The sequence below is a fragment of the Microbacterium resistens genome, assembly GCF_031456305.1.
GTDB classification, from domain to species: Bacteria; Actinomycetota; Actinomycetes; order Actinomycetales; family Microbacteriaceae; genus Microbacterium; species Microbacterium resistens_A.
The window spans coordinates 113,431-133,797 of sequence record NZ_JAVDUM010000003.1 but is presented as its reverse complement, the minus strand read 5'-3'; the positions used below and the strand labels follow the sequence as shown (position 1 = coordinate 133,797).

Below are 20,367 nucleotides of genomic sequence, written 5' to 3'. Positions count from 1 at the left end.
CTCCGGAGCGGGGGCTCGGGCTCGGGCCTGACGCCTCGCCACGTCGATCCTATCGATCCCCTCTGAGAAGAGCCCGACGAGGGCTCCGAAGGGCGCCGACGAGGACCCAGATGATCGCATGGTGCGTTTTCCCGGATCACGGGAGTACGATCCCGTCTCGTGTCTTCTCCCGCCATCGACGTCACGATCGCCGTTCACTCCGCGAGTCGTCCGATCGCCCGCGCCGTCGCGTCGATCATCGACCACACCGAGGCCCCCGTCCGCGTGAACGTCGTCGCCCACAACATCGACCCGGACATCATCCGCACACACCTCGGCCCCTACGCCGACCACCCCCAGGTCCGCCTCCTCTCCCTCCAAGACGGCATCCACTCCCCCGCCGGCCCCATGAACCACGGCCTGGATCACTCCACCGCCCCGTTCGTCTCCGTGATGGGCTCCGACGACGAGCTCGCCCCCGGCGCGCTCGACTCCTGGCTCGCCCTCCAACGCCAGACCGGCGCCGACGCCGTGATCGCGAAGATCCGTCTCGTCACCGGCGGCGTCGATCCCTATCCGCCGGTGCGCGACGGGCGCCGTCTTCGTGATCTCGACGGCACGAGAGATCGGCTCTCCTATCGCAGCGCACCCCTCGGGCTGATCAGCCGGGACCGCTTCGGCGATCTGCGCTTCACCGCCGGACTCGCCTCCGGCGAGGACCTCGCCTACACCGCGACGGTCTGGTTCACCGGTCGGCACCTCGCCTACGATCTCGAGGGTCCTCCCTATGTCGGCCACGACGACGCAGAGGACCGGGTCACCTCAGATCCGCGCCCGCTGCTGGAGGACTTCCGGTTCCTCTACGCGATCGAGGCGATGCCCTGGCTGCGTGCCGCGACCCGGGCGCAGCGGGAGGCCCTCGTCGTGAAGCTCCTTCGCATCCATGTCTTCGACGGCATCGCCGCGCGCATCTCGACCGCGTCGGATCGCGAGGCGCTCTCCCGGGATCTCGCCTCCGTGCTCTCCCGCCTGCATTCCCTCGCGCCCTTCGCGCTCCGGCTCCTGTCGCGCGCCGACCGCAGGGTTCTGGATGCCGTGCTCGCGGGCGGCTTCACGGAGGAGCGGATGACAGCGCTCCTCGCCGCGCGATGGAACTACCGTACGATCGGTGCGATGCTCCCTCGCAACCCGGCTCTCGCGCTGCACCCCCAGGCCCCGTTCCGCACGCTCCGGGCAGGTTCAAGAGCGGCGATGCTCGGCGAGTCCCGATCCGCACAGCACCGATGAACCCCGCGGCACCGATGAGCCCCGGAGATCCGCTCGTCGATGCGACGATCGCGGTTCACTCCGCGAGTCGTCCGATCGCCCGCGCCGTCGCGTCGATCGTCGACCACACCAAGGCCCCCGTCCGCGTGAACGTCGTCGCCCACAACATCGACCCGGACATCATCCGCACACACCTCGGCCCCTACGCCGACCACCCCCAGGTCCGCCTCCTCTCCCTCCAAGACGGCATCCACTCCCCCGCCGGACCCATGAACCACGGCTTCGAGCACTCGACCGCCCCGTTCCTGACCCTGCTCGGATCCGACGACGAGCTCGCCCCCGGCGCACTCGACTCCTGGCTCGCCCTCCAACGCCAGACCCACGCCGACGCCGTGCTCCCCAGGATCGTGATCCTGGGGCGGCCGACGACGCCACTCCCTCCGATCCGCACGCGCACGGGCGCCCGCGCCGTGCTTCTCAGCGCACGGCGCGATCGGCTCTCCTACCGCAGTGCGCCGCTCGCCCTGATCGACCGCGCCCGGTTCGGGCATCTTCGCTTCACCGAGGGCATCGGGAGCGGTGAGGACATCGCGGTCTCCGCCGAGCTCTGGTTCGCGAGTCGCAGGATCGCCGTCGACCGGAAGGGGCCCGCCTACCTCGGCCACGAAGATGCCGGCGACCGCGTCACCTCCGCGCTGCGCACCGTCCCGGAGGACTTCGCCTTCCTCGACGCGGTCGACGAGGCGCCGTGGTTCAGGAGGATGAGCCGCGCGGACCGGACGGCCCTGGTGAGCAAGCTCCTGCGGATCCAGTTCCTCGGTGCGATCACCGCTCGACGCGAGACCATCGCCGAGCACACGGACGACCTGCGCCGCGTCCTCACGCGGCTGCGAAGGATGGCCCCGCGGGCGCTCAGCGTCCTCTCGCGCGTCGACCGAAAGATCATCGATGAGGCGCTCTCATCCGCACCCGATCCCGGCCGGATCCTCGAGCTCGCGCAGGAGCGGTGGAACAGTCGATCGCTCGGTGTGCTGCTCACCCGGAACCCGCTGTTCTCCCTGCATGCGCAGGCCATGCTGCGGCTGCTCCGGGACGCCGACCGGATCGGCGAGGAATAGGAAGATCCCCTGTCTCTCACCGGACCGCCGACGCCGTCAGGTGAGAGACAGGGGATCTCGCCTCAGAGTCGGATCTCCCCGGCGAGGCCGGCCAGCGCGACCTGCTCGGCGAACGCCGGGTGCGCTCCTGCGACCTCGGAGAAGGTGCCCTGTGCGGCGATCACTCCGCCGTCCAGATAGCAGACCCGGTCGTAGTTCTTGATCGTGGACAGTCGATGCGCCACCGAGATGAGGGTGACCTCGCCCTTGAGCCGGTGGATCGCCTTGGTGACCTCATCCTCGGTCTTGGTGTCCAGGGAGCTGGTCGCCTCGTCCAGCACCAGCACCAGCGGGTCCGTGTAGAGAGCGCGGGCGATGCCCAGACGCTGCTGCTGCCCGCCGGAGAGCGAGACGCCCCGTTCGCCGATCCGCTCGTCGAGACCGCCGACACGCGAGGAGACGAGGTCGGCGAGCTGAGCCCGCTCCAGCGCGTGCATCACGCGGTCCCGGTCGATCTCCTCGGTCCAGGTGAGAGCAACGTTCTGGGCGAGGGAGCCGTCGAACAGCGCCACACGCTGCGGGACGTACCCCACGCGGCTCCGCCACTGCCGCAGGACTGTGCGGAGCGGCTCGCCGTCGATCGCGATCTCGCCGGAGGTGGGCTGACTCAGTCCGAGAAGCAGGTCGATCAGCGTCGACTTGCCGGCACCGGACGGGCCCACGATGCCCAGCGAGCTGCCCAGGGGGATGTCCAGGGACAGCCCCTTGATCACGTCCTCCTCGGCGTTGGGATAGCGGAAGCGCACGTCCCGGAGACGCAGGAGCTGAGGACTCTCGGCGATCTCGGCCGTGTCGACCGGGGTCTGCGAGAGCTTCATGTCCTTCTCGGCCGCATTGAGGTCGCCGATCACGTCCGTCGCCGACGGGATGCTCGCCACCGCCTGGACGATGCCGCCCTGGATCCCGGTGATGGCGGGGATCAGCCGGAAGCCCGTCGCGGTGAACAGGGCCACGGACGACAACGCCGCCGTGATCCCGCCCTGCGCGAAGGCGACGCCGCCGATCAGGATCACCCCGCCGATCAGCGCCGATTCGAAGGCGAACGCGGGAACGACGCCGAGGAAGGAGCTGTTCGCCCGCGCCCGCACCGAATGGTGCCTGCTGTCGCTCACGAGCTGAGCCACGTCGGCCAGACGGTTCCGGAGGCTCAGCTCCTTGAGCGCCTCCATCATCTCCGTCATCAGGATCGCGACGCGGTAGCTGTAGTTGCGGTTGACGGTCGCCGCCTCCAACGCGCGCTTGGTGACGACCTGGTGGACCAGGAAGGCGACCAGCGAGAGGTAGACGAGCGCGATCACCGACGTCATGGGGTCAACGACCAGGAGCACGCCGATGATCAGGAGGAACGTGAAGAGCGAGCTCGGGACGCGCATCAGCGGCAGCAGGAAGCCCGACATCGTGTTGGCGATGCCGCCGTCGGCGATGCGGGTGATCTCGGCGACGGAGCGCTTGGACCGTTCCTCCCAGGAGGAGTTGATGTACGCCTTGAACATCCGGTCGCCGATCTCCAGCTCGTATCGCGCGAAACGACGCGTCGCGAACCAGTGCAGCACCACCGAGAGCACCGACTTCAAGATGATCAGCAGACAGGCCGCGAGGGCGAGCAGCGGAAGGACCTCTGGCTTCACCTCTCCGACCACCGGCAGGACCAGCTTCCCACCGGCGAGGGCAGGGCCGATGATGACCGCGAGCAGCGACATCGCGACGACGTCGAGGGCGGTGATCAGCGTGGTGGCGATCATGTAGCCCATGAAGTACCGCTGCGCGCCCTGCGGCAGCAGCGGGAGGAGATCTTTGAGGACCGGCCAGATGCGTTTCATCGACTCGCCGCGCTCAGAACGCCACGGAGGCGCCGGCGGAGGCGGAGTCCAGCGCGCCCTCGACGACGGCGAGCGTGTGCTGGCCCTGCGCCATGGTCACGACGTCGCTCGGCTTGCCGAGCACCGCGTCGCGGAACGCCTCGTGCTCCACCCGCAGCGGCTCGCGCTTGGCGAAGGCGTAGCGGGTGATGTCCCCCTCGGAGACCCCGCGGAACGGCCGCATGGACTCCCACTCGAGCGGGATCGTGCCGTTGGCGTAGAAGGTCAGGTCTCCGGTGGCGGTGTCCGCGATGAACGTGCCGCGATCGCCGGTGACGACAGTGATCCGCTCCTTCATGGGGCTCAGCCAGTTGACGAGGTGGTTCACGATGATGCCGTTCGCGAGGCGTCCGGTGATCGTGATCATGTCCTCGTGCTCGCGGCCGCTCTTGAACGCGGTCTGCGCGAACACCGCGGCGTAGTCGGACTGGGCGACCCAGGACGTGAGGTCGATGTCGTGGGACGCGAGGTCCTTGCCAACGCCGACATCGGCGATGCGGGCCGGGAACGTGCTCTGCCGGCGGGTGGCGATCTGGTAGACGTCGCCGAGCTCCCCGGCCTCCAGACGTCGCCGCAGCTCCTGCACCGCGGGGTTGAAGCGCTCGACGTGGCCGACCGCGCCCACCAGGCCTCGCGACTCGAAGGCCTCGACCATGCGCGCACCCGCATCCAGGCTGTGCGCGATCGGCTTCTCGACGAGCGTGTGCACGCCGGCGGCGGCGAGCTTCAGCGCGGCGTCCTCGTGGAACCGGGTCGGCACCGCGACGACGGCCATGTCCAGCCCGACCTCGATCAGCGCCTCGATGTCCGGAAGGACGCCGAGGTCGCCGCCGACGCCGTGCGGGTCGCCGCCGGGGTCGGCGATCGCGACGAGCTCGACGCCGTCGATCTCACGCAGCACACGGGCGTGGTGACGCCCCATCATGCCGACGCCGAGCAGGCCGACGCGAAGCGCGGCCATCAGGCGCCCGCCCCCGAGACCGCGTTCACGGCCGCGACGATGCGCTCGAGGTCGTCCTGCGACAGCGAGGGGTGCACGGGCAGCGAGACCACCTCGCGGGCCGCGCGCTCGGTCTCCGGGAGGTCGAGGCCAGGAGCGAAGTGCGCGAGCGAGGGGAGGCGGTGGTTCGGGATCGGGTAGTACACGCCGGCGCCGACGTTGTGCTCGGCCTTCAGGGCGGCGACGAAGCCGTCGCGGTCTTCCGTCACACGGATGGTGTACTGGTGGTAGACGTGCTCGGCGCCGTCGGCGACCGGCGGCACGATCACGCCGCGCAGGTTCGCGTCGAGGAAGGCGGCGTTCCGCTGGCGGGTCTTCGTCCAGGCGTCGACCTTGGTCAGCTGCACCCGGCCGATCGCCGCGTGGATGTCGGTCATGCGGGCGTTGAAGCCGATGACCTCGTTCTCGTACTGGCGCTCCATGCCCTGGTTGCGCAGCAGCTTGACCATGCGGGCCAGCTCCGCGTTCGCGACGGTGACCATGCCGCCCTCGCCGCTGGTCATGTTCTTCGTCGGGTAGAGGCTGAACATGGCGATCTCGCCGAACGTCCCCACAGGGCGGCCGTCGAGCGCGGCGCCGTGCGCCTGTGCGGCGTCCTCGTACAGCGCGATCCCGCGGTCGGCGGTCAGCTGGACGAGCTCGCGCATCCGCGCGGGGTGCCCGTAGAGGTGCACCGGCAGCACACCCTTGGTCCGGGGCGTGATCGCCGCAGCCACGGCGGCGGGGTCCAGCGAGAAGGTCTCCGGCTCGATGTCGACGAACACGGGGGTCGCACCGGTCAGCGCGACAGAGTTGCCGGTCGCGGCGAACGTGAACGACGGGACGATGACCTCGTCGCCGGGGCCGACGCCTGCGGCGAGGAGGCCGAGATGCAGGCCGGCGGTGCCGGAGTTGACGGCGACGGACGGGAGACCCTGCACGAAGTGAGCGGAGAACTCCTGCTCGAACGCCGCGACCTCCGGGCCCTGCGCCATCATCCCGCTGCGCAGGACACGATCGACCGCCTCCCGCTCCTCGTCACCGATGATGGGCTTGGCGGGGGGAATGAACTCGCTCACGCGATCTCCTTACTCAGAATTCCATCCTGCTCCACGTAGCGGTCTCCGCTTCGGGGGCAGATCCAGCTTCCCTGCTCGTCACCCGCGGCGAGGGGCACTCCGGCCTCCCCCACCCAGGCGATGCGCTTGGCCGGCACCCCGGCCACGAGCGCATACGCGGGGACGTCCTTGACGACGACGGCGCCCGCGGCGACCGTCGCCCAGGCGCCGATCGTCACCGGGGCGACACAGGTCGCCCGCGCGCCGATCGCGGCGCCGGTCTCGATGGTGACACCGACCGGCTCCCAGTCGTGCGCGCTCTTGAGCGTGCCGTCCGGGTTGATGGCCCGCGGGTAGGTGTCGTTGGTCAGCACCACGGCCGGTCCGATGAACACGCCGTCGCCGAGGCGGGCCGGCTCGTAGACGAGCGCGTAGTTCTGCACCTTGCAGTTGTCGCCCATGACGACACCGGTGCCGATGTAGGCGCCACGGCCGACGATGCAGTTCCGGCCCAGCTGCGCGTCCTCGCGGACCTGGGCGAGATGCCAGATGGAGCTTCCTTCACCGACCGTCGCCGTGGGCGACACCTCGGCGGAATCGACGATACGCACACCGGACGGTGAGCTCATGCGGGTCTCTCCTCGCAGGACGATGCTGGATACTCGGCCATCCTATCGGGCAGGCCCGCCCATTCCTGAGAGGATGGAGGCGTGACTACCCCCGCCAGCCCCGATCCGCGCACCTGGATCGTCGTGCCGCTCTACAACGAGGAGTCGGTGATCGCGGACGTGATCGCCGACCTCCTGCCGGCGTTCCCGAACATCGTCTGCGTCGACGACGGGTCGACGGACCGATCCGCCGCGGTGGCCAAGGCCGCAGGCGCCCATCTCGTCCGGCACCCGATCAACCTCGGGCAGGGGGCGGCTCTCCAGACCGGTCTCGAGTACGCGCTCGCCGACCCCGACTGCGAGTACATCGTCACCTTCGACGCCGACGGCCAGCACCGCGTCGTGGACGCCGCCGGCATGGTCCGCACGGCGCGTGAGAAGAACGTCGCGATCGTGTTCGGCTCCCGCTTCCTCGACGACCGCACGAAGCCGGGGTGGATCAAACGGGTGATCCTGAAGACGGCGGTGTGGGTGACCAACCTGACCACCAGCGTCAAGCTCACCGACGCCCACAACGGCCTCCGCGCCATCCGCCGCGACGCCGCGGAGCAGATCCACCTCAAGCAGGACCGGATGGCGCACGCGACCGAGATCGTCCTGCAGCTCGGCCACACGGGCCTCCCGTGGACCGAGTACCCCGTCGAGCTTCTCTACACCGACTATTCGAAGGCGAAGGGGCAATCCGTGCTGAACTCCGTCAACATCCTCGTCGACCTGATCGTGCGGTGACCGCCATGTGGATCCAGATCCTGCTCATCGTCGGCGTCGTCGCCATCGGCGCCGTCTTCATGCGCCGCACCGGGGCCGACAGCCATCTGGCGATCCGGCGCATGCTGTACGGCGTGTTCGTGCTCGTCGCGATCCTGTCGATCCTGTTCCCCGAGTGGCTGACGTGGGCCGCCAACCTCATCGGCGTCGGGCGCGGCACCGACCTGCTGCTCTACGTGCTGGTGCTGATGTTCCTGGTGTTCGTGTACACGCAGTCGCGGCGCAACGCCGCCGATCAGCGCCGGCTGACGATGCTCGCCCGCCAGGTCGCGCTCATGGAGGCGCTCGACCAGGACCGGCCGCGCTCGCCCGAGGCCTGACCCGGTCCCTGCCACCCCGTCCCGTCCCGCCGGTCCAACCGGCCCGGTCAAGCGGCTCAGCGGCAGGCGGTGATGCGCCAGAGGCTCGCGTCGCCCTCGTGGTCGACCTGCTCGAAGCCGGGACGATCCTCGAAGTCGGTCATCCCCTTCATCACGTAGAGCCCAGGGCCTTCCTTGCCCGGGCCGAAGTCGAGCACGTATCCGGGGCTGCCGTAGGCGGCAAGCGCCGCGCACACCGCCGGATCGGTCCCGGCGTCGCGCAGCCGGGAGGCGATGACCTCCCACGCCTCGGTCATCGGCGGGGACCAGGTCCGCACCACCATGTTCCGATCGGCGAGCAGATACGCGAAGCTCGATCCGGTGGACGGATTGCCGAGGATCACCGCATCGGCCGGCGTCGTCTCGGGCAGGCGGCGGATCAGCGCGTACTCGTCGCTGCTGAGGTAGCTGCGATCGTTGATCGCATAGCGCGACTGCGGATCGGTCTCCGCCGCGATCCGCAGCTGGACCACCGGCATCGCCGCGATCCACACCGCGCCGACCGCGGCGATCCCCACGAGCGCCACGGCGGGGATCGCCCGTCGGACGGCGGGGGACGTGAGGATGCGCTCCGCTCGCCCCACCACCCAGGCGAGGCCGAGGGCGGCGAGCGGCACCACCGCGAGCGGCACCACCGCGGCGAGGCGGAACGAGTCGCCGTACCAGGGGCCGGTCAGCGCGCGCTTCACGAACGGGAGGTCGGTCGCGACCGCGACCACGTAGGCGATCGACAGCAGCGCCCACATGAGCACCAGCCATCGCCACTGCGGCGCGCGGAGCGCCACGACGATCCCGATCAGCATCAGCACGCTCATCCCGAGGGCCATGGGCACCTGGGAGTGAGCGTTCAGCAGCACGTCGGCACCGGCGCCTAGCGGCGAGCGGTACGACCGCCAGGTGACGGGGCCCGTCAACCAGGTGAAGATCGCCCACAGCACCGCGAGCACCGCCCAGCCCGCGACCAGCAGCGCCCACCGCCATGCCTTCCGGCGGATCGCCGGCGAGGAGGCGAGCGACACCGTCGCCCACACCAGGACGAAGATCCCCCACAGCAGCACGGAGGACGGCTGCGCGATCCCGATGGCGGCCACACCGCTCAGGGCGGCAAGGCCCGGGCCGATCGCCGAACGCCAGGAGCGGGACCATCCGTTCAGCGCATCGATGGTGAGGGCGATCGCTGCGGGCACGAGGGAGAGGGAGAGCGCGTACGGGTAGAGCACGCCCCACTCGAACATGAGCTGCGGGAACACCAGCAGACCGCCGGACAGTGCGGCGGCGAAGGCCGCGGCGCGCGAGCCCGATCCGCCCAGCACGCTGCGGACGAGGGCCGCGATGCCCAGCGGCCAGATGAGCGCGGCGATCACCAGAGCGACCGCGTTCGCCGCGACGGGCGCGGCGGACGGGTCCATCTCGGCGAGGGAGGCCACCGCATGCCAGGCCCCCGGGTAGAAGCCCGAGCCGCCGAGGAACCCGGTGAGGTCGAACGAGGACGCGGAGCCGCTCTCGGCGATCCAGCGCAGGGCGTTCAGATGGAAGACCGCGTCGTTGGTCTGCGAGATCGCCTCGGGCCGCCCGACGTAGGTCATCAGACGAGCGGCGTTGAGCACCGCCCCGATGGCGAGCCCGCAGACCAGCAGCAGCGTTCCCCGCCGCGACGACGGCAACGACGGTGACGGTGACGGTGATGGTGATGGCGCGGTCGGGGCCGCGGCGCGGCCCCCCCGTCGCACCAGGGCGGCGACGAGCCAGACCAGGCCAGCCACCACCGCCGTCGCTATCCCGACGGGCAGCAGCCCCCATCGGATGCCGGCGACGGGCAGCAGGATCGCGAGCACGGAGAGCAGCGCGACCGAGACCCCGGGGGCCGCCGACCAGAGCCGCAGTCCGCGCAGTCCGAGACCGGAGCCGATCAGCAGGCCGGGCACGAAGACCACCAGCACGGCGAGACCGATCGGTCCCGCCTGTGCGACCCACTCCCCGATCATGCCTCGACCAGGCCCAATGCCCCCTCGACCGGGCCGTCGTAGATCACGGAGCCCTTCTCGATCACCACGCCGCGCGTGCAGAGCTCGCGCACCATGTCCAGATCGTGGCTGACGACCACGAGCGTCTTGCCCTCGGCGATCAGCTCCTCGAACTTCAGCCGGCACTTCTCCCGGAACGGCGCGTCGCCGACGGAGAGGATCTCGTCGACGAGCAGGACGTCCAGCTCGACGTGGATCGCGACCGAGAACGCCAGGCGCATGAACATGCCCGAGGAGTAGTGCTTGACCTCCTGGTCGATGAAGGCCTCGATCTCGCTGAACGCCACGATCTCGTCGTAGCGCTCCTCGATCTCCTTGCGCTTCATCCCCAGGATGGCGGCGTTGAGGAACACGTTCTCGCGGCCGGAGAGCTCAGGATGAAACCCTGCGCCGACCTCGATGAGGCCCGCGACCCGGCCGCGGGTTAGGAGGGTCCCTGAGTCCGGCTCCATCACCCCGGAGACGAGCTTGAGCAGTGTCGACTTGCCCGAGCCGTTCAGGCCCAGCACTGCGACGGACTCCCCCTCGTCCACGACGAGGTCGATGCCCTTGAGCGCCTCGAACGTGCTCGTGGTCTTGCGCCCGCGTACCCAGGACACCAGGGTGTCCTTGAACGAGAAGGCGTGGTTGAGCGTGAATGTCTTGCGGACGTCCTCGACGATGATCGTGGGGCGTCTGGCGGCTGCGGTGCTCATAGATCCTGGGCGAACCTTCCTTCGAGGCGCTGGAAGACGAACTGCCCGATCAGGAGCGCGGCGATCGCGATCAGGAAGGTCCACAGCGTGTTCCAGCCGAGCCCCGGCGGGATCGCGACGTCCGTCACGGTCACCGGGCGCCAGATCGCGTAGTGGAACAGCTCGACCGCGTGCGTGATCGGGTTGAGCAGGTACACCTCCAGCAGCCACCCCGGCCAGTCCAGCGTCTTCAGGGCCGCCTGCACCATCGTCCACGCGTAGAGCACGGGCGAGGCCCAGGTCGCGAGCAGCAGGAGCAGCTCGACGATGTTCTCCGAGTCGCGGTAGCGGACGTTCAGCGCGCCGAAGAACAGCCCGATCCCGAGCGCGAACAGCATGACGATCACCAGCGCCGCGATGATCGCGAGGAGCCCGAGCCAGGTCATGTGCGCGAAGAGGCCGAGGATCGCGCAGACGATCACCAGCAGCGCGAGCTGCGGCAGGAAGTGGACGAAGGCCACCACCACCGCCGACACCGCGAACAGCTGTCGCGGGAGGAACACCTTGCGCACGAGCGGGGCGTTGTTCACGATCGACGTCGTCGCGTTCTTGAACGCCTCGGAGAAGAGGTTGATGATCACGATCCCCGAGAACAGGTAGATCGGATAGTTCGGCACGCGATCGCCGAGGTTCATGAACAGGCCGAGGACGACCCAGAAGACGAGGAACTGCGCCGCGGGTCGGACGTAGGACCAGGTCCAGCCGAGGATCGAGTTCCGGTAGCGGGTCGACACCCCGGTGCGCACCAGGAGGTTCAGCAGGTAGCGCCACCGGATGACGTCGGACAGGCCGCGGCTGCGTCCTGGGACGTCGAAGGAGGAACGCGGGACGTTCTCGAAGAGGTTGGTAGACGTGCTCACAGGCTCTCTCACACTCGGGCAGGCATCCGCGGATGCCTCGAACAGTCTAGGGGACGGCCTGCGCGGAGCCCGGGAGCCCGGTGGGAGCCGCCCCGGGATTCAAGCCGGGATTCGGGCCGGACTCCGACCCTGGTTCGGCCCCCTGGCATCAGGTGAGCGCGGAGACGATGGTCCACCCGTTGCCGATCGCCCGGGAACCCCGCCATCCGCCGGAGCCGTCGCCGGAGAACAGGATGAGATCGCCGTTGGATGCGCGCCCGATCACGTCGGTGTGCCCGTCGCGGTCGAAGTCGCCGGGACTGGTCAGCAGGGAGAGCCCGCTCCAGCCGTTGCCGACCTGCCGCGGCGTGCCCCAGCTTCCGGCGCCGTCGGTCGGATACAGCCAGAGGTCGCCGTTGGAGCGACGCATGAGGAGGTCGGCGTGGCCGTCGCCGTCGAAGTCCCCGGCGGCGAAGCCCGCGGTGAAGTCCGACCATCCGTTGCCGATCTGGATCCCGGTCTCCGCCCAGCTGCCGCGGCCGTCACCGCGATAGAGCAGCATCCGGCCGGCGCCGTCGCGGGCGATGATGTCCGGATTCCGATCGCCGTCGTAGTCGATGCCGGCGATGACCATGTTCAGCGTCTGCCAGCCGTTGCCGATTTGGCGCGGCTCGCCCAGGCCGGACGCCCCTCCGCCCGGGTAGAGCAGAAGGCGGCCCTGCTGATCGATCCGGCCGATGTCGCGCTGGCCGTCGCCGGTGAAGTCGCCGAGACCGAGGATCCGGTCCCGGCGGTCCCACTCGGACCGCAGCTGCGCCGTACCGCGCCATCCTCCGAGCCCGTCGCCGCGGTAGGCCTTCACCGTGCCGTCGACGAGGAGCCCCACGAGGTCCGGCGCACCGTCCGCGTCGATGTCGCCGGCGCCGGGACGGAGCGCCCTGGGCTGCTCGGCGGCGGGCCCTGCCCCATCGATCGTGGTCATGATCTGCCAGCCGTTGCCGACCTTGGTGCCGCCCGTGAGGATGCCGGGCGCCGCGCCGTCATACCTCCAGAGATCGCCGTTCGCCGTGCGGGCGAAGACGTCCGCCGTGCCGTTGCGGTCGTAGTCGCCGGGCGAGAGGATCGCCGTCATGCCGCCCCAGCCCTGCCCGATCTGCCTGCTGCCCACCCAGTTGCGGGCGCCGTCGCCGTAGTAGACGAAGAGCTGACCGGCGGTGTCGCGCCCGATGAGGTCGACGTTGCCGTCGCCGGAGAGGTCGATGCCTCCCACCAGGGCGTTCATGCCGCCCCATCCCCAGCCCACGCGCACGGCAGGCCGGAGGCCGCCGGCGTCGTCGCCGGCCCAGAGCATCAGGTTCCCCGCCGTGTCGACGGTGAGCACGTCTGGCACACCGTCGCTGTCGAAGTCTCCCGCCGCCGTCGACATCCGGACGGGCCGCCAGTCCACGCCGAGGGACACGGGAGAGGAGAACCCGCTGCCCGTGCCGTACATCGCGTAGGCGGTGCCGCCGGTGCGGATCAGGAGGTCCCGGTGCCCGTCGCCGTTCAGATCGCCGGGCATGAGGACCGGCGCCTTCGGGTCGAGGCCCGTGGCCAGCGCGACCCTGACGCCCCACCGCTCCTCGCGGAAGGGATAGCCCCAGAGCGTGCCGCTGCCGTCGACGGCCGTGACGTACGAGGACGTGTCGAGGGAGTCGAGCCGTGGGACGGTCGACTCCCTCGTCGACCCGAACCAGTCGGTGAAGTAGTTGTAGAAGTTGCGGTTCCCGTACGCCGAGCAGGAGTCCCCCTCGCCGTAGCCGGCGCGGAGGGCGGCGGCGTTGGGCTGATAGGGGGTGTAGTAGTAGAGCGCCGCGGTCGCGGCGTTCTCGATGAAGACCGGGCCCGATCCGCAGCGTGTGTCGGGGTTGTACTGGACGTTCCAGGTGTTGCCGGGGGCGAACCAGGTGAACCAACGCCCCTCGGTGTACATCTTCATCTGTCGGCCGGCGCCGTAGATCTGGTAGAAGAAGCCGGAGAACTGCGGATCGCAGGGCGCGTCATCGGGGCATCCCTGACCGAGCGCCATGTCGTACCGCCACGAGCTCGGCCAGGTGTGGGTGACGAGGCCCTGCTCCTTCTGCAGCATCACGATGAACACCTGCGGGTTGATGCCGCAGGAGCGCGCCACCTTCGCGATGATCGTCGCCGCCGACTCGTTCGCGCCGCCCGTGTAGCCGGAGCAGTACTGATCGCCCTGCCGGTTCGGGGTGTTCTGCCGATAGTCCTTCAGGCAGGTGTAGCCGGGGAGGCAGGAGGCCACCTTGCCCCGGAAGAAGGCGTCGATCTGATCGGCGGTCATGGTCGCGGAGTCGAAGAACACCGCGTCCGACATGATGTTGCCCGCGCGGAACCCGTCCAGAGACGCCGGCCGGATGCCAGAGGCTTCAGCCGATCCAGCAGCAGAGGCCTCGGCCGATCCGGCGACGGCGGACGCCGGCGGCGGGGCGGCGCTCGCGGGCGGCGTCGTCAGGGGGACGAGCACGGCCGCGAGCACGACGAAGGCCGCGGCGACCGCGATCCATCGGGTAGGCGCGATCAACTGGCGAGGACTCGGGGGGCGTCCGGGCATGGGGACAGTGTGACGGATGAGAATTGGCCGAAGGCGATGACACGCACGGATGTGCGCAATCCCGCACCGCAGCGGCGCCGCCCTTTCGGGTGGGACGCGCCGCTCTTTCGGGTGAGGTGCGCTCAGAGGTCGGCGTGCAGTGCCCAGACCTGCTCGGCGGCCCCCGACCAGGAGAACGCACGGCCACGATCGGCGGCGAGCACCGAGAGCCGTCGCCGCGACGTCTCCTCCAGCGCGTCGACGAGGGCGGCGGAGAGCTCGGCCCCCGGCACGATCCGACCTCCGTCGGCCACGACGTCCCGATGCACGGCGGACTCGATCGCGACGACGGGGATGCCGAGCGTCAGGGCCTCCAGAAGCCGCCACGGCCAGGTCTCCGCGGTGTCCGCCGCGACGAACGCGGACGCCCCCGCGAGGACCGCCGCCCGGTCATCGACGTCCATCCGCTCCCGGACGTGCACCCGGGCGGCGGGAACCCCCGACGCCGCGGCGATCTCCGCGATCGCCGGCTCCGTCCCCTCCGCGGCATCGACGACCACGACGTCCGTGTTCGCCGTGGCGACGGCGGCGAACGCAGGAGCCAGCGCGTCCGGCGCACCCTGCGGCCCGTCGAGCACGAGGTAGCTCGCCGGGAGCGAGGCCTCCGCACGACGGTCTGCGGCGTCCGCGGGCACCCGCACCCGCGGATCGGGCGCGCCGGCGATCACCCGGATCCGGTCTCCGAGCGGCGCAAGTCCCGCGAGTCGCTCGGCGATGGCGTGGGAGGGCACCACCACGGCGTCGGCGTACCGGGCCGCACGGCGGAGCATGCCGCGCTGCCAGGCGACGACGCCTCGCGGCAGCGACCCCGGCGAGACCCAGGCGCGCAGATCCCAGAACGTCGGCACCGTCTGGTCGTGGTCGTTCAGCCGATCGTGCCGGACGAGGGGCGCGAGGGGCGTCGGCGAATGGATCATCCCGCCGCCGACGCCGGGGGCGACCCCGAGCTGCCAGGCCGCGGCGAGCTCCCGCCGGGCGAGGGCGAGCCGACGGACGGACGCCACGCCCTCGATCGGCTCATCGACGCCCGCGGGGACGATCGCCTCCAGGGTGCACCCTCGCGGCGCCGTCTCGGCCAGCCCGGCGAGGAGCGCGCGCGAGGCGTCCGCGAGGTCCGGCGTCGCCGAGGGCCCGAGCTGATCGAGAACCACACGCAGCTGAGCCATGCGCCGAGCCTATCCGCGTGATCCTGGCTTTCCGCTGAGGCACGGCGCTGAGGCACGGTGTCTCGGTCGGCGCCCGTGGGGCGCTCAGCCCGCGGGATCCGGGGCGGTGCTCGGCGGGTGCAGCTTGTCCTGGATCATCTGGCGGATGGCCCCGAAATCCGGTTCCCGCTCATCGACTCCGCCCTCGGGCGTCAGCTCGACGGTGGTCACCTGCTGCTCCTTCGCCTTGAGCATGAGGTCGAAGAACTCCGGCAGCTTGCCCTGCGGCAGATCCGTCTGGACGATCGCCGTCCCCGCCGCCGCGACGTCGTTGAAGCGGCCCAGGACGTTCTGCGGCGTGAACTGCGCGAGGATGGCCTCCTGCAGCTGACGCTGCCGCAGCATCCGGTCGAAGTCGCTCGTCGTGTAGCGCGACCGCGCGTACCACTGGGCGGTATCGCCGTCCATGTGCTGCTGCCCCGGCTCGATCCATCCGATCGCCCAGTCCTCGGCGGGCTCGCCCTCGTAGGAGGGCCCTCCCCCCTTCGGGAGCCGCTCGGCGACGGTGATGTCCACGCCGCCGAGGGCGTCGATCATCGCCGCGAAGCCGTGCATGTCGATGAAGACGTAGTAGGGGATGGAGATGCCGAGGATCCCCTCGGCCGCATCCTTGGTGGCCTCGATGCCCGGCTCCGAGCCGTGGGCCTTCGCATCGGGGTACAGGCTCTCGCCGTCGCCGGCGTTGCGGCAGTTCTCGACCTCGGGGTAGAGCTGGTTGATGCCGCTCCCCCAGCCGCAGTCCTCGTCGGACCGCCCCTCGTGCCCGTCCGGGTACAGGTCCTTCATCGGCCCATCCGCGAAGGGGAAGCCGGGCATGTCACGCGGGATGCCGGTGATGGTCACGGCGCCCGTCTCGGCGTTCAGCGAGACGACCGAGATGCTGTCGAAGCGCATCGAGTCACGGCCCTCCCCGCTGTCGGCGCCGAGCAGGAGGATGTTGTAGTAGCCGTCGCTGGGCGGAAGGCTCGGGCCGCCCGCGCCGAACAGCGTGGTGAGCGCGCCGCGGCTCGACCCCACGACCGTCGCGCCGTAGGCGGCGCCGCCGCCGAGGACGCCCAGGACCAGCACGGCGACGAGCGGCAGCGCGATCCTGGCGTAGGGACGGACCTTGACCAGACGGACGAGACGGAGCGCGTCCATGGTCAGCACGACCCACAGCACCGCGTAGCCGACCAGGAGCACCTGGATCAGGGTCAGCACGAGCCAGGAGACCCAGCCCCCGCCGACGGTCAGCCACAGGAGCCCCTGACGCCACAGCAGGCCCATCAGGAGGCCGACCACGATCAGCGCCCAGAGCGTGAGGGTGGCGCCGAGGCCGAACCGGCCGAGCCTGCGGTTGCCCGCGAGGGTCTGCGCGGATCCGGGGACGAGGATGTTGAGCGCCACGAGCCACCAGCCGCGCTTGGTCATCGCCGCCTCCGAGGAGACGTCCGGGTTGCGCATCGGACGCGTCTCGATCACCGGGCCGCGGGCGGGCCGAGCGATCGGCTCACGCATCAAGGTCACAGGGAGCCCTTCAGCCGGCGGTTCTTCTCCTCGACCTGCGCCTCGAGGGAGGCGGCATACGCCTCGACCTGATCGGCGAGCACGGCGTCGGCCGTGCCGAGGATCCGTGCGGCGAGGATCCCGGCGTTGCGCGCGCCGCCGATCGACACCGTCGCCACGGGGATCCCCGCGGGCATCTGCACGATGGAGAGGAGGGAGTCCATGCCGTCCAGATACGCCAGCGGCACGGGGACGCCGATCACCGGGAGCGCGGTCACGGAGGCGAGCATTCCGGGGAGGTGGGCGGCACCGCCCGCCCCGGCGATGATGACGCGGAGCCCGCGCTCGCGTGCCTCACGGCCGTAGCGGATGAGCTTGTCGGGCGTGCGGTGCGCCGAGACGACCTCCACCTCGTGCGGGATGCCGAAGTCGGTGAGCGCCTGGGAGGCGTCGGTCATGACGCGCCAGTCCGAGTCGGAGCCCATCACGACGCCGACGAGCGGCGCGCCGGAGGAAGGAGAAGTCGGGGTCACCCGTCAAGGCTACGGGCGGGGGCTGTGAGTTCCCCGTCGCGGCACGCCCGCCGGGGGATGCCGGCGGCGCACCTCAGGCGAAGCGCGCCGCCGCGGACCGCGCCTCGTACACGGCGTCGTCGAGGTCGTCGCCGACGACGTTGACGTGGCCGACCTTGCGTCCAGGACGCGGGGCCTTCCCGTAGGTGTGCACCTTGACGGACGGATGCGCGGCGAGCACCTCCGGCAGCCGCTCGACCATCCCGCCCTCGACCGGCCCGCCGAGGATGTTGACCATCACGGCCCAGGGCGTCCTCAGAGCGGCGTCCCCGAGCGGCAGATCCGCGACGGCCCGCAGATGCTGTTCGAACTGACCGGTCACCGCGCCGTCCTGGCTCCAGTGGCCGCTGTTGTGCGGGCGCATCGCCAGCTCGTTCACCAGGATCCGCTCGTCATCGGTCTCGAAGAGCTCCACCGCGAGCATCCCGGTCACCCCGAGCCCCTCCGCGATCAGCACGCCGATCCGCGCGGCGACCTCGATCAGCTTCTCGCTCGCGCCGGGCGCCGGGGCGATCACCTCGGCGCAGACGCCGTCGCGCTGGACGGTCTCCACGACCGGATAGACCACGGCGTCGCCGGACGGACGACGAGCCACCTGCTGGGCGAGCTCGCGCACGAACGGCACCAGCTCCTCGACGAGCAGCGCGCCGCCCGGCTCGAGGGCCGCGAACCAGTCCGCCGCCTCCGCGGCGCCGGACACCATCCGCACGCCCTTGCCGTCGTACCCGCCCCGAGGGGTCTTCACCACGCCGCGGCCGCCGTGGGCGTCGAGGAAGTCACGGAGCTGCGCCTCGTCGGCGACCCTTGCCCAGTCCGGCTGCGGCACCCCGAGCTCCTCCAGCCGTGCGCGCATGGCCAGCTTGTCCTGGGCGAAGCGCAGGGCGTCCGGCCCCGGGTGCACCGGGACCCCCGCCTCCACGAGCATGCGCAGCACCTCCTGCGGCACGTGCTCGTGATCGAAGGTCACCACGTCCACATCCGCCGCGAACCGGCGGACGGTCTCGACGTCGCGGTAGTCGCCCACCGCGGTCGCCGCCAGCTGGGCGGCCATGCCGTCGTCCTCGGCGAGCACGCGGATCTCCAGCCCCAGCTCGACCGCCGGGGCGATCATCATCCTGGCCAGCTGTCCGCCGCCGATCACTCCCACGCGCAAGGTCATCGCGATCTCCGTTCGTCCTCGTCCATTCTCCCGCACCTCGGCCCCGTCGGAGACGGAAGGCGCGGACCGGGACGGCGAGGCGTGTGGCGGGTCAGGCCACGGATCGAGAGCGGCGGGTCAGAGCTCGGCCGTCGAGGAGGACTGCGCGTCGCGGTGGGCGAGGATCTGACCGACCTCGACCTGGTCGGCGAGCGTCTCGTGCAGCAGCGCCGCATAGGGCACGCCCGCGAGCCGCAGCGGGGCGTCGACGCCGTTCGTGAGCACGACGGTCCCGGCGCCCGACATCCGCTGCAGGAGGCCGCGGCGGACCGCGATCGTGTACCCCCTGGCGTGAGACATCTCCCGTCGGTTGCGCGTCCCGACGCCGTGTTTGACGATCACCCGACGGGTGGTGACGACGTAGCTGCGGGAGAGCCAGACCGCGAACGGCACGATGACGACGAGGATGATGAGGGCACCGGCGGCGGCCAGCAGCATCCAGTCGGCGAACGGGGCGGGGAGGTTGCCGAAGAAGTAGGCGGTGGCCCCGGCGACCGCGATCAGCACGAGCGCCGACCAGAAGAGATGCCTGGCGCTGCCGTGGAAGCGGGCGATCAGCCGTTCCTCCGCGGGCGGCGCCCCGGGCGGGGGCATCATCGGCCGCCCGCCGAGACCCACCGGTTGCGTCATGCGTCCATTCTGGCCCGCAACCCGCCATCCCGGGGGAGAATCCCGGGTGTGTCCCGGGTCGCGCGCCCGCGGCGGCGCGGGCGCGCTGCGCGACGGCCTCCGGTCAGAGCGCGCGGAGGTGCACGATGTCGCCCGCTGCGATCGCCCGCTCCCCCGTGGCGTCCACGACGCGGATGCGGCCGTCCTCGGCCAGTCCCGTCGCCCGGCCGAGGATCTCCCCGCCGCCGGGGAGGGAGACCCGCACCTCCTGGCCGACGGTGAGGCAGCGGGCGGCGACGCGGTCCCGGAGCCCGCTCGCGACCGCCGACCCGTACTCTGCGAGAGCGGCGAGGAGCCCGTCCAGCCGCGCGATGTAGCCGGCCACGAGGAGATCCCGATCGCAGGACGCCCCCTCGACCGCGAACGACGTCGCCGTCGGCACCGGGAGCTGCTCGGCCGTCATCGCCGTGTTCACGCCCGCGCCGACGACCACGACGTCGGCGCCTGCCGCCTCGGCCAGGATGCCGCAGATCTTCCGCCCGCCGACCAGGACGTCGTTGGGCCACTTCACGCCGACGGCGGCCCGCGGGAGCTGGGCGGACACCGCCTCGGCCATCGCCAGTCCTGCCGCGAGCGGGATCCAGCCCCGCTCGGCGAGCGGCACGTCGGACACGCGCAGCAGCACGGAGACGGCGAGCGCCGACCCCGCGGGCGCCACCCAGCTGCGCTCCAGACGCCCGCGCCCCGCCCGCTGGTCCTCGGTCAGCAGCACCGAGAGGTGGGGCCACTCATCCGCGTCCGCCGCCCGCGCCAGGAGGTCGGCGTTGGTGGATCCGGTCGAGGGGATCTCCTCGAGACGGGAGGCCGCGGCAGAGGAGTGCGGATAGCTCATCCCGACACCCTACAGAGGATCGGCGATCCCCTTGTGCGAGGCATCCAACGGCCTCGTGGAGCCCGG

18 protein-coding genes are annotated in these 20,367 nt (G+C 70.8%); 4 read left to right on the top strand and 14 right to left on the bottom strand.

Annotated elements, in window-relative coordinates; all coding sequences use genetic code 11:
• The first annotated feature begins 159 nt into the window (after positions 1-159).
• Positions 160-1,266 carry a glycosyltransferase gene (locus tag J2Y69_RS04490; RefSeq protein WP_310017998.1) on the top strand — a complete coding sequence of 369 codons (1,107 nt, stop codon included), beginning with the start codon at positions 160-162 and terminating at the stop codon, positions 1,264-1,266.
• 14 nt (positions 1,267-1,280) lie between these two features.
• Positions 1,281-2,363: a glycosyltransferase family A protein gene (locus tag J2Y69_RS04485; protein WP_310017995.1), complete on the top strand. Its 1,083-nt coding sequence runs from the start codon at positions 1,281-1,283 to the stop codon at positions 2,361-2,363.
• Between the two features lie 62 nt (positions 2,364-2,425).
• On the opposite strand, the gene J2Y69_RS04480 is transcribed toward J2Y69_RS04485, so the two are convergent.
• The 4 genes from J2Y69_RS04480 to J2Y69_RS04465 are packed head-to-tail and all read right to left on the bottom strand — an operon-like array spanning position 2,426 to position 6,927.
• Complete coding sequence (locus J2Y69_RS04480; RefSeq protein WP_310017993.1) at positions 2,426-4,222, bottom strand: ABC transporter ATP-binding protein; 1,797 nt, start codon at positions 4,220-4,222, stop codon at positions 2,426-2,428.
• Positions 4,223-4,235: 13 nt separating this feature from the next.
• Positions 4,236-5,222, bottom strand: coding sequence for a Gfo/Idh/MocA family oxidoreductase (locus J2Y69_RS04475; protein WP_310017990.1), 987 nt, complete (start codon positions 5,220-5,222; stop codon positions 4,236-4,238).
• Positions 5,222-6,319, bottom strand: coding sequence for a DegT/DnrJ/EryC1/StrS family aminotransferase (locus J2Y69_RS04470; protein WP_310017988.1), 1,098 nt, complete (start codon positions 6,317-6,319; stop codon positions 5,222-5,224). The genes J2Y69_RS04475 and J2Y69_RS04470 overlap by 1 nt, the downstream gene beginning before the upstream one ends.
• Complete coding sequence (locus J2Y69_RS04465; RefSeq protein ID WP_310017986.1) at positions 6,316-6,927, bottom strand: acyltransferase; 612 nt, start codon at positions 6,925-6,927, stop codon at positions 6,316-6,318. Before J2Y69_RS04465 ends, J2Y69_RS04470 begins: the two co-directional genes overlap by 4 nt.
• Before the next feature lie 81 nt (positions 6,928-7,008).
• Here J2Y69_RS04465 and J2Y69_RS04460 point away from each other — a divergent pair, with 81 nt between their 5' ends.
• Together J2Y69_RS04460 and J2Y69_RS04455 are read left to right on the top strand one after the other, a co-directional pair.
• Positions 7,009-7,695 carry a glycosyltransferase family 2 protein gene (locus tag J2Y69_RS04460; protein WP_310017984.1) on the top strand — a complete coding sequence of 229 codons (687 nt, stop codon included), beginning with the start codon at positions 7,009-7,011 and terminating at the stop codon, positions 7,693-7,695.
• A 5-nt stretch (positions 7,696-7,700) separates the two neighbouring features.
• Positions 7,701-8,054 carry a DUF2304 domain-containing protein gene (locus J2Y69_RS04455; protein ID WP_310018312.1) on the top strand — a complete coding sequence of 118 codons (354 nt, stop codon included), beginning with the start codon at positions 7,701-7,703 and terminating at the stop codon, positions 8,052-8,054.
• Positions 8,055-8,110: 56 nt separating this feature from the next.
• Here J2Y69_RS04455 and J2Y69_RS04450 read toward each other — a convergent pair whose 3' ends face one another.
• From J2Y69_RS04450 to J2Y69_RS04405, 10 genes are all read right to left on the bottom strand, one after another.
• Positions 8,111-10,078 (bottom strand): DUF6541 family protein, encoded by a 1,968-nt coding sequence (locus J2Y69_RS04450; protein WP_310017982.1) that lies wholly within the window; start codon positions 10,076-10,078, stop codon positions 8,111-8,113.
• Positions 10,075-10,812 carry an ABC transporter ATP-binding protein gene (locus J2Y69_RS04445; RefSeq protein ID WP_310017980.1) on the bottom strand — a complete coding sequence of 246 codons (738 nt, stop codon included), beginning with the start codon at positions 10,810-10,812 and terminating at the stop codon, positions 10,075-10,077. The genes J2Y69_RS04450 and J2Y69_RS04445 overlap by 4 nt, the downstream gene beginning before the upstream one ends.
• Positions 10,809-11,711, bottom strand: a complete 903-nt coding sequence (locus tag J2Y69_RS04440) for an ABC transporter permease (RefSeq protein WP_310017978.1) — start codon at positions 11,709-11,711, stop codon at positions 10,809-10,811. Before J2Y69_RS04440 ends, J2Y69_RS04445 begins: the two co-directional genes overlap by 4 nt.
• Before the next feature lie 148 nt (positions 11,712-11,859).
• On the bottom strand, positions 11,860-14,301 hold the full coding sequence (locus J2Y69_RS04435) for an FG-GAP repeat domain-containing protein (protein ID WP_310017976.1): 2,442 nt from the start codon (positions 14,299-14,301) through the stop codon (positions 11,860-11,862).
• A 122-nt stretch (positions 14,302-14,423) separates the two neighbouring features.
• A complete protein-coding gene (locus J2Y69_RS04430) occupies positions 14,424-15,506 on the bottom strand; it encodes a glycosyltransferase (RefSeq protein WP_310017975.1) in 1,083 nt (360 codons plus the stop codon).
• Between the two features lie 84 nt (positions 15,507-15,590).
• Positions 15,591-17,042 carry an LCP family protein gene (locus tag J2Y69_RS04425; RefSeq protein ID WP_310018310.1) on the bottom strand — a complete coding sequence of 484 codons (1,452 nt, stop codon included), beginning with the start codon at positions 17,040-17,042 and terminating at the stop codon, positions 15,591-15,593.
• Positions 17,043-17,047: 5 nt separating this feature from the next.
• Positions 17,048-17,515 carry a 5-(carboxyamino)imidazole ribonucleotide mutase gene (gene purE / locus J2Y69_RS04420; protein ID WP_310018308.1) on the bottom strand — a complete coding sequence of 156 codons (468 nt, stop codon included), beginning with the start codon at positions 17,513-17,515 and terminating at the stop codon, positions 17,048-17,050.
• 121 nt (positions 17,516-17,636) lie between these two features.
• Positions 17,637-18,761: a 5-(carboxyamino)imidazole ribonucleotide synthase gene (locus J2Y69_RS04415; RefSeq protein WP_310017972.1), complete on the bottom strand. Its 1,125-nt coding sequence runs from the start codon at positions 18,759-18,761 to the stop codon at positions 17,637-17,639.
• 117 nt (positions 18,762-18,878) lie between these two features.
• Positions 18,879-19,430 (bottom strand): PH domain-containing protein, encoded by a 552-nt coding sequence (locus J2Y69_RS04410; protein ID WP_310017970.1) that lies wholly within the window; start codon positions 19,428-19,430, stop codon positions 18,879-18,881.
• Positions 19,431-19,533: 103 nt separating this feature from the next.
• A complete protein-coding gene (locus J2Y69_RS04405; RefSeq protein WP_310017969.1) occupies positions 19,534-20,301 on the bottom strand; it encodes a biotin--[acetyl-CoA-carboxylase] ligase in 768 nt (255 codons plus the stop codon).
• Positions 20,302-20,367: the final 66 nt, after the last annotated feature.